The organism is Pedobacter ghigonis (assembly GCF_903166585.1).
Classification (GTDB): Bacteria; Bacteroidota; Bacteroidia; order Sphingobacteriales; family Sphingobacteriaceae; genus Pedobacter; species Pedobacter ghigonis.
This window is the reverse complement of record NZ_CAESCM010000003.1, coordinates 463,378-475,022: the sequence shown is the minus strand read 5'-3', so window position 1 is coordinate 475,022 and position 11,645 is coordinate 463,378. Positions and strand designations below refer to the sequence as shown.

At 38.7% G+C, this 11,645-nt stretch carries 16 protein-coding genes; 7 read left to right on the top strand and 9 right to left on the bottom strand.

Annotated features, from left to right (window positions below; all coding sequences use genetic code 11):
- Positions 1–38: 38 nt before the first annotated feature.
- The 9 genes from HWV58_RS07495 to HWV58_RS07455 form a co-directional block, all read right to left on the bottom strand.
- Positions 39–473 carry an SRPBCC family protein gene (locus HWV58_RS07495; RefSeq protein WP_175633490.1) on the bottom strand — a complete coding sequence of 145 codons (435 nt, stop codon included), beginning with the start codon at positions 471–473 and terminating at the stop codon, positions 39–41.
- Positions 474–496: 23 nt separating this feature from the next.
- Entirely contained in the window at positions 497–811 is a 315-nt protein-coding gene (locus HWV58_RS07490) for an ArsR/SmtB family transcription factor (protein WP_175633489.1), read from the bottom strand.
- 98 nt (positions 812–909) lie between these two features.
- The gene (locus HWV58_RS07485; RefSeq protein WP_175633488.1) at positions 910–1,248 is read right to left on the bottom strand and encodes an MmcQ/YjbR family DNA-binding protein; all 339 of its coding nucleotides are present in this window, start codon (positions 1,246–1,248) and stop codon (positions 910–912) included.
- An 18-nt stretch (positions 1,249–1,266) separates the two neighbouring features.
- Complete coding sequence (locus tag HWV58_RS07480) at positions 1,267–2,640, bottom strand: exonuclease domain-containing protein (protein WP_175633487.1); 1,374 nt, start codon at positions 2,638–2,640, stop codon at positions 1,267–1,269.
- Between the two features lie 128 nt (positions 2,641–2,768).
- Positions 2,769–3,395: an autotransporter outer membrane beta-barrel domain-containing protein gene (locus HWV58_RS07475; RefSeq protein ID WP_175633486.1), complete on the bottom strand. Its 627-nt coding sequence runs from the start codon at positions 3,393–3,395 to the stop codon at positions 2,769–2,771.
- 10 nt (positions 3,396–3,405) lie between these two features.
- Complete coding sequence (locus HWV58_RS07470; protein ID WP_175633485.1) at positions 3,406–3,768, bottom strand: response regulator transcription factor; 363 nt, start codon at positions 3,766–3,768, stop codon at positions 3,406–3,408.
- Positions 3,769–3,878: 110 nt separating this feature from the next.
- Positions 3,879–4,634, bottom strand: a complete 756-nt coding sequence (locus HWV58_RS07465; RefSeq protein ID WP_175633484.1) for a LytR/AlgR family response regulator transcription factor — start codon at positions 4,632–4,634, stop codon at positions 3,879–3,881.
- 148 nt (positions 4,635–4,782) lie between these two features.
- Positions 4,783–5,880 (bottom strand): sensor histidine kinase, encoded by a 1,098-nt coding sequence (locus HWV58_RS07460; RefSeq protein WP_175633483.1) that lies wholly within the window; start codon positions 5,878–5,880, stop codon positions 4,783–4,785.
- Positions 5,881–5,981: 101 nt separating this feature from the next.
- Positions 5,982–6,722, bottom strand: coding sequence for a LytR/AlgR family response regulator transcription factor (locus tag HWV58_RS07455; protein WP_175633482.1), 741 nt, complete (start codon positions 6,720–6,722; stop codon positions 5,982–5,984).
- A 295-nt stretch (positions 6,723–7,017) separates the two neighbouring features.
- Between HWV58_RS07455 and HWV58_RS07450 the strand changes: the two genes are divergently transcribed.
- The 7 genes from HWV58_RS07450 to HWV58_RS07420 all read left to right on the top strand — a co-directional run bounded on the left by HWV58_RS07450 (position 7,018) and on the right by HWV58_RS07420 (position 11,629).
- Positions 7,018–7,293 carry a hypothetical protein gene (locus HWV58_RS07450; RefSeq protein ID WP_175633481.1) on the top strand — a complete coding sequence of 92 codons (276 nt, stop codon included), beginning with the start codon at positions 7,018–7,020 and terminating at the stop codon, positions 7,291–7,293.
- Positions 7,294–7,466: 173 nt separating this feature from the next.
- Positions 7,467–8,372, top strand: a complete 906-nt coding sequence (locus tag HWV58_RS07445; RefSeq protein WP_175633480.1) for a MerR family transcriptional regulator — start codon at positions 7,467–7,469, stop codon at positions 8,370–8,372.
- On the top strand, positions 8,356–9,192 hold the full coding sequence (locus HWV58_RS07440; protein WP_175633479.1) for a phytoene/squalene synthase family protein: 837 nt from the start codon (positions 8,356–8,358) through the stop codon (positions 9,190–9,192). The genes HWV58_RS07445 and HWV58_RS07440 overlap by 17 nt, the downstream gene beginning before the upstream one ends.
- A complete protein-coding gene (gene idi / locus HWV58_RS07435; RefSeq protein WP_175633478.1) occupies positions 9,193–9,735 on the top strand; it encodes an isopentenyl-diphosphate Delta-isomerase in 543 nt (180 codons plus the stop codon).
- Between the two features lie 371 nt (positions 9,736–10,106).
- The gene (locus tag HWV58_RS07430; RefSeq protein ID WP_124560338.1) at positions 10,107–10,295 is read left to right on the top strand and encodes a hypothetical protein; all 189 of its coding nucleotides are present in this window, start codon (positions 10,107–10,109) and stop codon (positions 10,293–10,295) included.
- A gap of 181 nt (positions 10,296–10,476) precedes the next feature.
- On the top strand, positions 10,477–11,268 hold the full coding sequence (locus tag HWV58_RS07425) for a HipA family kinase (RefSeq protein ID WP_175633477.1): 792 nt from the start codon (positions 10,477–10,479) through the stop codon (positions 11,266–11,268).
- A complete protein-coding gene (locus HWV58_RS07420; RefSeq protein WP_175633476.1) occupies positions 11,246–11,629 on the top strand; it encodes a DUF3037 domain-containing protein in 384 nt (127 codons plus the stop codon). The genes HWV58_RS07425 and HWV58_RS07420 overlap by 23 nt, the downstream gene beginning before the upstream one ends.
- Positions 11,630–11,645: the final 16 nt, after the last annotated feature.

The window sequence follows — 11,645 nt, the reverse complement described above, 5'->3', positions numbered from 1 at the left end:
GGCGCATTCATTACGCCCGGTATAATGATGAGGATTAGTTAAGCTGCCGGCTCAAGATAATTTTTAAGCGCATCGTTAACAAAGTAGTTCCAGCCACCATTGAAGCTCGTTTTGGCAAAATCCGAACCGTTAGCAGCAAAGCTTTCTAAACCCGTATGAGTTAGTTTTAGTAAAGTTTTGTCGCCTTGCTCAAATAACTCCCAGCTTACCTGCGAGTTTCCGGGGTAACCATCATAACGCCAGCTGTAAACAAGTTTTTTGCCTTCAATAATTTCGGTTATTTCGCATAAATGCAGGTATTGAGGTCCATCGTCTGGTCCGCCGGTAAATTCGAATTTAAAACCAACTTCTGGCTTAAAATCTGCTAACTGGAAGTACCATTGTTTAATTTCATTATTATCGGTTAAAGCTTTCCATACTTTACTGATAGGGGCATTGTATACCCGTTCTACAATAAGTGGTTCGTTTTCCATTTTTATAGGGTTTAGTTTAAATTTTATTTCTGTTCGTCCTTTGACAGGTGTACTGCCAAAGCATCTAATTTACTGGTCCAGAAGGTGCGGTATTGCTCAACCCATTGCGCTACTTCTGCCAGTTTTTGAAACTGAATGTAACAATACCTGTCGCGACCTTGCTGCTTCATTTCAATTAAGCCACATTCTGTGAGCACTTTGATGTGCTGCGAAATAGCTGGTCTGCTCATGTCAAAATTTTCGGCAATGGCATTCAGGTTTAGCGTTTTATGGGTAATAAGGTTGATAATTTCTCTTCGAGTGGGATCGGCAATGGCCTGAAATACATCTCTTCTCATGATTATGTAAGTAATTACTTACGAATATAAATGTAAGGAATCACTTACGCAAATTTTTATACTACTTTTTAGTATTAATCTGTTTGTGTAGTCGGAAATTAGTGTCTTTTGTGCTTCACTGCTAGTTTTGGTGGTGCCACATTGCAGTAGGAAAGGGTAAGGGCATCAATAACCATTTCATCAGGAAGATCGGTTATTTCAAAAATAGTCCAGCCTTGCTTGCCCCAGGCACCCGTTGCAGGTTTTATCTTATCAGGCCTATAATCGCAGAAAACCGACTGGTCGATTACCGACAACTTAAATGTAGCACGCTTATGCTGAAGATCTAAACTGGCAAATATCTTTTTGTTTACCCGGAAAGAAGTTTTTTCAAAATGCGGCATTTCAACAACTTCATCGAATGAGCGGCAGTAAGTACGAAAGGTTGAAATATCCATACAGGTAGAGTTACATAGCTACAATTTATACAATTTTTGCGGGTATTGCGCCGCATGTGTTAAAATCAGGTTCAAAATATAACTGTTAGAAGGATAGGTGGATAAGTCGTTTTTAATTGGCGCTAATCCATCCGAAAGATATTGGGTATCGGTAAAATAGCCCATACCGTAAAACTGGCCTTTCTCTACTAACAGGCAACTAAATTCGTTGGCATCCCGGCCTTCATCAACCAGTGCAAAACTAGGCTGTTGTTTTTGAATATCTGCCAGTGCAGCATTTAGCTTCTTATTGTAAACTGTTACGGTTTCAATACCACTGCATGCTCCGAAACATTGCCCGTTTTCGTGCGCATAACATTTGGTTGCTGTTTTTTGGAGGTAACATAGCCTGGCGCAAAGCTGGTATTTATCAACCATCTGGTTTAAAAAATTATAACCTTCCAGCAGATTATTAAAACTCTGAAATGCGCGGTTGTTTTTTTTATGTTTATCAATCGCCAAACGCAGGTAGCCATTTTGATCCTCAAATACATACAAATCGTATTTGTGCTCGTAACGTTTCATGGCCCTGTTATTTTCGGGCCAAAGGCGTTTAATTTCATTGGCTTCTAAAATTAAAGCCATTAATTCGGTGCCGCATACCACAAAATCAACATGGTGTATGGTGCGCAGAAAATCCTGGCGCTGGCGGTTAGCGTTATTGCCGGTAAAATGGCTGATAACCCGTTTTTTTAGGTTTTTTGCCTTACCAACATACACAATTTTGCCTTTACTATCTTTAAAATAATAAACACCGGGCTGGTTGGGTAACCTTAAAATCGAAGCTTTATCTAAATGGGGCGGTAAAGCTTGTTCTTTCGAGGTTTTTTTAAGCATTTCTGCAATAATCCCCTTGTCATCACTCGCCAGCAGCAGATTGAAAAGAATACTGGTTGCATCGGCATCGCCGGCAGCCCTGTGCCGGTTGTATATCGGAATCTCGAGCGCGGTACAAAGTTTACCCAAACTGTAGGAGCCTTTGCCTGGAATTAATTTTCTGCTGAGCCTAACGGTACACAGTTTGGTGCACTGCAAATCGTAACCTGCCACTCCTAAATGATGTTTTAAAAACGAGTAATCGAAATTAACGTTGTGGGCTACGAAAACCTTATCGTTTAGCAGCTGGTAAATTTGCAAAGCTACATCATCAAAAACGGGAGCATCTTTCAGCATGGCATCATCAATCCCTGTAAGTGCAGTAATGTGCGCCGGAATAGCTATCCCGGGATTAATCAGCGTGGTGTACGATTCTACTATTTCATTCCCATCGTGAATGTTAATGGCAACTTCGGTAATGCCATTTGCTGAGGCATGACCGCCAGTGGTTTCGATATCTACAACTGCGTACAACATGGAATGAATTTTGACTACAAATCTATGCTAAAATAATTAGTATAAAAATAATTTTGATTATTTCTTTAGCATAAAAAAAGCGGTTACTTATCTAACGTAACCGCTGCTGTATTTTGTATGTTGGGTAATTACAGTTTGCTGAGCAATTTACTCAAATTGGGTTTAATGCCAAGGGTAATAGGAATGGTATTAAAAGTGCGGTTCTGTATTTTACCAAAACCGTACATGTAACTGGTTTCTACAAATAAATTCGCTCCGCCCAGGTTGTATTCAATACCTGCCCCGGCTTCGGCAATGCCCAAACCGTTCGATTTGTTGGATTGGGTAACTTGCAGTGTGGATGTGTTAACGCCGGCCTGCGGAGTTAAGATAATTCCGCCACCGGCACCAGCAAAGCCGTAAAAAGCCCATTTATCTACAATTTTCCGATAACCCAATGCTACATTTAAAAGGTAAGTGGTGGATCTGCCTTTTTGTAAAGTATAGGTGTAGCCAGCATCGGGGGTAATCTGGTTAAAAGTAAAGGCATGCAAGCTTACTTTAGGGTAGAGAAACAAACCGCCATCGCCCAGGCCTAAATTCAAACCCAGTGAAGTTGAAAATTTAGGTTTAAAATAATCAGAAGTTTCTCCCATTGGGAAAGCCAATCCGATACCACTCATCGAATACAGTTTATCAGGTCTGGTTTGTGCTTTTATCTGTGCTGATACTGCAGCAGATAATAAAAAGCCTGCAATCACTAATTTTAAATTCATATCTGGTTTTTTAATTTTCGGTCAGGGTGCCTACTTTTTGTAATAAACTGCTTATCGTAAAAGGCTTGCGCAAATAATCGTCGGGGTTGTAGCTTTGCGATACCACATAACTTTCGTCGAACCTAGCCGATGTAAGCATAACCGGTATGTTATTGCTCTCGCTGCTTAACTTTAACTCTTTAAACACAGCACGCCCATCCATTCCGTTCAACATAATATCCAGAATAATCAGATCAGGGTTAAAGTCCCTAACGGCTTTAAAAATAAACCGTGGAGATAAGAGCGGATAAACTTGGTAATTTTCGGTTTCTAATATCTCTTGCACTACCTCTAATACATCTGGATCATCATCCACAACCAATACTTTTTTCAAAACGGATAATCAATTAATTTATTAAATAGACTATCCTAATACAAAGTTTGTACAATAATGTTTTGATGAAAATAAAAAGAGGGAAGAGGCGCGTGTGAAAATTTAGCTAATTATAAGGTGTCTGGCGGGGTGTTTTCTCCGGTAAAGTTGCTTTTTACAAAGCGTGCGAATTGATCTTTATAGGCATCAAGAACGGTATATGCAATTTCGTTTGATAACAATATCTTATCGCCCAAAACGCTTTTAATATGCTGTTTGGCAATGATAACCGTTGGGCTGATCTGAATAAACGCAGAATGCTTTTTAAGCATATTCAGCATTTTGATAAAGTTCGACCTCGAGCTTAAAAAAGTATTGACAGTTGTTTTAAATTGTACATCATGGTCAATGTCTTCTACTGCAATTAGCTCATTCAGGTCAATTCTAACCAGATTGCCATCCTGACCTTGTAAAGGGATGTAGAAGAAATTTTCTTCAAAAATAGAAAAGGGATTAACTGCTTTTTTGCCCGTTGGGTATAAATTATTGATGGTTTTGGTGAAATGCAAAATAGAGTAGGGCTTAAGGAGGTAAGCATCTGCATCTACTTTAAATGCATCAATGGCATAACGGGCATGGGCAGTTGTAAAAACAAGGTGTTTTGTTTTTTGTCTGAGTAAGCCAGCCAGTTCAATGCCCGAAAGGGAAGGCATTTCCACGTCCAGAAAAATAATATCAACAGGATTGGAAGCAGAAATCTCTGCCAAAGCCTGAATGGGTTCGGTAAAAGTTTGAATAAGCTTTAAATCGGGAAGCTTATCCATGTATGCTATCAGACTCTCTAATGAATGGGGGTCATCATCGATAGCGATGCAACTTATTGACATTTTTGATAGGTTTAGATGACGCAAATTACAATTTCAGCACTTAAAAAGGAAAAAATTAACATTCCTTGCTGATTTTTATTTATTCGGCAAGGAAAATCATCATTTCTTTTGAAATTGTATTGTAATGTGGGATTTCCACGTAAAAATACTAAAGTTGATTGTCTTTTCTTAGTATGATCGATAATCTTACGCTAAAACAGTTGCCATCGGTTACTGCATATTTAAATTCTGCATCCTTACCATAGGTATAGGTTAAACGTTTTTTGATGTTCTCCAGGCCTGAATTTAAGCCCGAACTGTCTTTAGTATCTTTAATCAGGTTAGCCGTTTCGATAATCAGTTTACTAGATTCAGCTTTTATGCTTATTTCGGCAGGATAAATTTCATTTAGCAAATCTCCGTGTTTGAAAATATTTTCAACCAGGGTAATGAGCACCATGGGTATAATTTTAATGTGGCGGATTTCATCATCGTACCAGAAACGTAAACCTATACCGTGATTTTGGCGTAACTGATGCAAATTGATCAGGTTTTCTACCTGGTTAATTTCTTCTGCCAGCAATACAAAATCTTTGTCCTTATTGTTATCTACCGAATAGCGCATCATTTCTGAAAGCGAAAGGATAGTTTCTGCAGCAACAGGCGACGATTCGCGGGCGTTCTGGTAAATAAAATCCAAAGTATTAAACAGTAAATGTGGCTGTATCTGGGCTTTTAAAAATGCATTTTCGGATTTTGCGAGTTGAATAAGATTGTTTAGCCTTTGTTTTTCCAGCTCCTCGGTCTTTTTCCGCTCTTTAATATAACGCGTTAAAAAATAATAACCTGTAGAAAAACACATGAAATAAACGCAGCGGTATAAAGGCGCAGAGAAATAGACCAGATCGAGTGTTATCCTTCTCGATCCGGTATAATTGGTATAGTTGATAATGATATAATCGAGGCAGATGGAGATACTAAAATAAGCAGCAATTTCGACCAGGAGTAGTAATGGTAATTTCCATGCGGTTTGTTTGGGTTTGTTAAGGCCTATGGCTAAAACTATATGTGCATGTATATAAAAAGTGGTGATGTTGAGCGTGTAGTATAAAACATAGGGAGCCAAACGGCCAAACTTTCCATTAATTAAGCCTACAATAATGGCTTCGTAAAAGATAAAGACAAGCCAGATAATGATATGCAGTTTTTTACTGGCTATCCAGCTTAAAACGGGCCACTTTTTTTCTTTTTGTTTTGTTAGTTTCATTTGGTAAACGACTTGTAAATTGGGGAACGGCAAATACATCACCATCCAAAAAAAGCCCGGAGCTTATTGGTTAGTGATACGAAAATAACAAAAATTTAACTTTAAGAGCGGTTAGTTTTAATCGTTTTTTCTTTAATGTAGTCCTGGATGCTGTCGCGGTAACTGCTGCCAATATTGATAGTCAGGTTGTTAATCATCTTCAAAGTATTGCCCTCAACCTTCTCAATGTAGTTTTTTGCAATAATGAACGAACGGTGGGCTTGAGCAAAATTGGCGTAATTAAGGAGGATTACTTTGATTTCGGATAGGGCGATATAGGCGACAATTGTTTCATTTAATGTAAAAATTCTGACATAATTCTGAAGACTTTCTACCGCTACGATATCAGGATACCGCACTTTTATGAGGTTATTGTTGTCGTTTTTGTTTCTAACAAAGAAGTAATCATCCTCTTGTTTAAGGTTTATATTGGGTGTTGCCGGCCTTTTAGGAAAGAGCATGTTGATGGTTTCGGCGAAACGGGCAAAGGTGTAGGGCTTTAACAGGTAGGCACTGGCGTACATTTCGAAAGCTTCGTATGCGTATTTTGAATGCGACGTGGTGAAAATAAGTTTATCAGTTTTATGCCTGATTACTTTGGAAAGCTCCAGCCCGGAAATAAGGGGCATATCAACATCCATAAACATAATGTCGACTGCTTCTCCTGCTGTAATTTCGTTTAAAGCCAGCAAGGGATCGGTGTACGATTTGATAAGCTGGATATTGGCCAGTGCATTGATGTAAGATATTATACCATTAACGGCATGAATATCGTCATCAATTACGATACATGTTAGTTTCATTAAGTGCGTGTGTGTTAGTAGAGCTAAATTAGAGCATGCATTTTAATTTTAGAAATTAATTTTAACAGCGTAACCTTTTTTAACACTTTATGTCATAAATATGATACATAGTGTTTTTACAGCTCAAGATGTTTGCTTCAGTAGGTTTTAAAGGCAATGTTTTGTAGCAACAAAACACACAGGAGTGTGATTTAATTCGTTGTAAAACAATATATTATATTTTGAATCGTAATATTTTATAGATATATTTATTAAGCGAATTATCATCCCGGAATTTACCTAAACACAATATCTCATGAAAAACAAAATCCGTACAACCAACCGGTTAAATGTGTCAATTACCAAAAAGGTTATTGAATTGCAAGAAAAAGGTTACGATTGTGATTTCTTGTTATTGGCCAATAATAACCTGCTTTGTATGCAAACCAATTTTAAATATCCCTTAAGCACTGTTGCCATTAAACAAATGGAACATGGCTACGATCTGTTTAGCCATTCATATAAGCATGTACATACCATCGAAACCGGTAATGGCGAAAAAGGCGTATTGCTTACAGAAGAAGCTCTTTAGTAAGCGCCAGCTTACATTTACCAGCATCGCTCTCTTTTATTTTTCCGCTCTTTTTTAATCTGTTTGTTTTTAAAGGCCTATGTTTATTCGTTAGCCTGAGTAGATTCTTTTAAAAAAATAAACAGAGAATTATTTTTGTTTAAATTTTAAGCAATATATTTGAACAAAATATAATGACTTACTCTATTTCAGACCTGGAACAGCTTTCGGGCATCTACGCGCATACCATCAGGATTTGGGAGCGCCGCTATGGTGCTTTAAGTCCCGCGCGCTCGCAGGGGAATACCAGGCTGTACGATGACAACCAGTTAAAGCGGTTGCTGAATATTGTAAGTTTAATTAAAAGCGGACTAAAGATTTCTAAAATCTGTTCGCTCTCTGATGCCGAAATGAACAGGCTGCTTGATCAGGAATTTGCCCAGGCACCAGATGATGAGCATAGCGAATATTATATTTCGCAACTGGTAAGGCACGGTATTGCTTTTGATGAGTTTTCTTTTTACCGCCTGTTAGATGAAAGCATAGATGGCTTAGGGCTTTCGGTTTGTTACCGTAAGGTTATTTATCCTTTGCTGATGCGTTTAGGTTTAATGTGGCGTAAAGACGATATTTGCGCGGCACACGAACACTTTTTATCCAATATTATCCGCCAGAAAATATTTACCCATATCGATAGTATTCCCGTTCAAAAGGGTGCGGGACCTAAATGGCTACTTTTTTTGCCCGAATATGAAGACCATGATATCGGGTTGCTTTTTGCCAGTTATATGTTGCGCATACATCACCAGCAGGTAGTCTTTTTAGGTAGTAAAATGCCTTTAGCTGCTATTGAACAAGTTTATCCGGTATTGAATGCAGATCATGTGCTCATTTTTATGGTTAAAACACAAGCTCCGGTTAAAGCTCAGCAATATATCAATCAACTATCGGCCATATGTGCATCCGCTCAGATCCACCTCGCCGGAAATAGCCAGGTTATTAGCAAATTAAAAAACATTGATCACATCAATTGGTTTAAAACACTTGATGAATTTGAACAATCTATCCAATTCCAAGCCGTACATGAAAGAAATTTTTGATCAACTATCTGCCGATTGCAGCAGGCTAACCACTAAAAGATATAGTACCAGTTTTTCTTTTGGTATATATATGCTCGGAAAGGAATTGCGCCTTCCCGTTCATGCTATATACGGTTTTGTGCGCCTGGCTGATGAAATAGTAGATAGTTTTCATCGCTATGATAAAAAGTTACTGCTCGATAAATTTAAACAGGATACTTTTGAGGCGATTAATCTGGGAATCAGCTTAAATCCGATCCTGAATTCCTTTCAAAAAGTTGTTAATCAGTATACAATAGATCACGAACTGATCGTTCTCTTTCTGAAAAGCATGGAAATGGATCTTTCGGAAACCAAATATACTGCCGAGTTGTATAACGAATATATTTTGGGTTCTGCAGAAGTTGTAGGTTTAATGTGTTTGAAAGTATTTACCAATGGCCAAATTGCCGATTACGAACGATTAAAGCCCTATGCTATGAAACTGGGCTCAGCATTTCAAAAAGTAAATTTTCTGCGCGATGTGAAAGCTGATCATCAGGGTTTAAAGCGTAATTATTTTCCAAATGTTAATCTGGCTGCATTTTGTGATACCCAAAAACAAGAGATAGAAACCGAAATAGAAGAAGAATTTGATGCAGCCCTTGCAGGTATTAAGCTTTTGCCGGCAAGTTCGCGGAATGGGGTGTATCTAACCTACATCTACTATAAAAAGCTTTTTGTAAAAATAAAACGGTTAAGCGCCGAAAAAATCATGACTGAAAGGATTAGAATTTCAAATACGCGTAAAGTTGGTTTGATGTTTGATTCAATCATCAGGAACAAGTTAAATGTAATATAAATGGAAGAACACGTTATATTGGTAGATGGCGAGGATGTGCCCCGGGGGCAGATGGAAAAGATGAAAGCACATGAAGTAGGGGCATTACACCGTGCCTTTTCTGTGTTTATTTTCAATTTTAAGCGGGAATTGCTCCTGCAGCAAAGAGCCAAAAGTAAATACCATTCGGGAGGTTTATGGACCAATACCTGTTGTAGTCACCCGAAAATTGGCGAAAGCAATGTTCATGCAGCTAAAAGGAGGCTTAAAGAAGAAATGGGGATGGAGTGCGAGATTAGCTACCTTTTTAAATTTACCTACAAGGCCGAATTTGATAACGGATTAACCGAGCATGAAGTAGACCACGTTTTTTTCGGAATGACGGACGAACTGCCGCTTATCAATCGGGAAGAAGTAGAAGACTTTAAGTATATGGATTTAGTGTCCTTACAGGAAGATATTAACCTTAATCCTCAGGCTTATAGCCCCTGGTTAAGGATTTGTTTGGATAAAGTTGTAAGGCATGCTTCAACTGCCAGAACAAAAAACGGGCATACAGCCTAAGCCATATACCCGTATCTAAATTAACGCTCTCGAGGACAAATATAGGAGTAGTTTAGAAAATTGCAATAGTTTTAACATTTCTTTTACTTTAAGATTATACTTGGATGCTCAATTTGAGCCTTCGCCTCAAAAATAAGTTCTTAGTAAAGAGGGATTTAAGCTTTAGGCTTAACCTTGAATATTTTTTTTCAATATGTTTTACCTGTGTACTGAGTTGTTAAAGACTTAGCTTAACGATCTTTTTTATAGCAGGGAATAAGCGGCAGGCTCTCCGAAAGAAATAAATACTTTTTCTGGCTTGCAATTTGGCTAAGCAGGAAACATTTTGATTATATTTATGTTAATCAAAATGTATTTAATTGCTAACTGTTATGGAAAGATCAGAAATTATATCTCTACTCGAGGTAATCAATCAACAGGTGAGTTCCTCTATTCTGGGCGGCATGGAAGAAGATTACGAAGAACTGGAAAGCCTGGGACTAATCAAAATTAACCGCGAATCGGTACAATGGTCGGCAGCAATGACCCCTACAGGGAATGAATACCTCGGGCACGATTAGCCTTGTATGATTTAAAGCATCATTCTCTCTCTAAAATATATTGATAAAGTACTTGCCCGGGAAATTTTAATCATTTTCTGGCTGACTAAACTTTGACCAAATAATTGCTTTAATTCTGTTAAATTTGCCGCTAGTTTAGAATGCTACATTCCATAAATTAAATGTCGTTCTATCCGTGTTTATGAACGATTTACAACTAAGAACAGTAAATGTAACCAGGTACGTTACGCCATTGCGCGAGGGAGGTTCGATGCCTGCCATTGCCGAGGCCGACGATAACTTTTTATATGTACTGAAATTTCGCGGGGCTGGTCAGGGGCCAAGAGCGCTGATTGCCGAATTAATTGGTGGCGAAATTGCCCGGATTTTGGGTTTGCGCGTACCTGAACTGGTATTTGCCAATCTCGACGAAGCTTTTGGCCGTACAGAACCTGATGAAGAAATACAGGATTTGCTAAAAGCGAGTGTAGGATTAAATCTTGCGCTGCACTATTTATCAGGTGCCATTACCTTCGACCCAACGGTTACCACTGTTGATGCAACCTTAGCCTCGCAGATTGTGTGGCTGGATTGCTTTTTAACCAATATGGACCGCACCTGCAGAAATACCAATATGCTGGTTTGGCACAAGGAGCTCTGGTTAATCGATCACGGTGCTTCACTATATTTTCACCATTCGTGGCAAAATTGGGAAGAGCAGGCTATTAAACCCTTCTATTTGGTTAAAGATCATGTGCTGTTGCCATGGGCAACCGAATTAGAAGCGGTAAATGAAACTTTTAAAGCCATACTTACGCCTGAAAAAATTGAAGCTGTGATTGCGTTAATTCCGGATAACTGGCTGGAAGGTGAAACTAATTTTAGCAATACAAACGATCACCGTAAAGCTTACGCACATTTTTTAACCACCAGGTTATCACATGCCGATACCATTATAAAAGAAGCACAATATGCAAGAGAAGTTCTTATTTGAGTATGCTGTGATCCGTGTGATGCCAAGGGTAGAACGCGAAGAATTTATCAATGTGGGGATTATACTGTTTTGCGCTAAGCAGAAATTTTTAAAGAGCATTTTTGTCCTGGATGAAGCGCGCATATTAGCCTTTTCACCTAAAATCGACTTAGCCGAACTGAAAGCCAATCTTTGTGCTTTCGAAAGGATCAGCACCGCTGCAAAAGGATCGGGGCCGATTGGTCAATACGATCAGGCTTCGCGTTTCAGGTGGCTTACCGCTACCCGGAGCACGGTTGTACAATGCTCAAAAGTACATCCCGGGCTTTGTGTTGATGCAGGAGAAACACTACTGAGGTTACACCAGGAGCTGGTGCTGTAATCAGTTAAAAATTTGC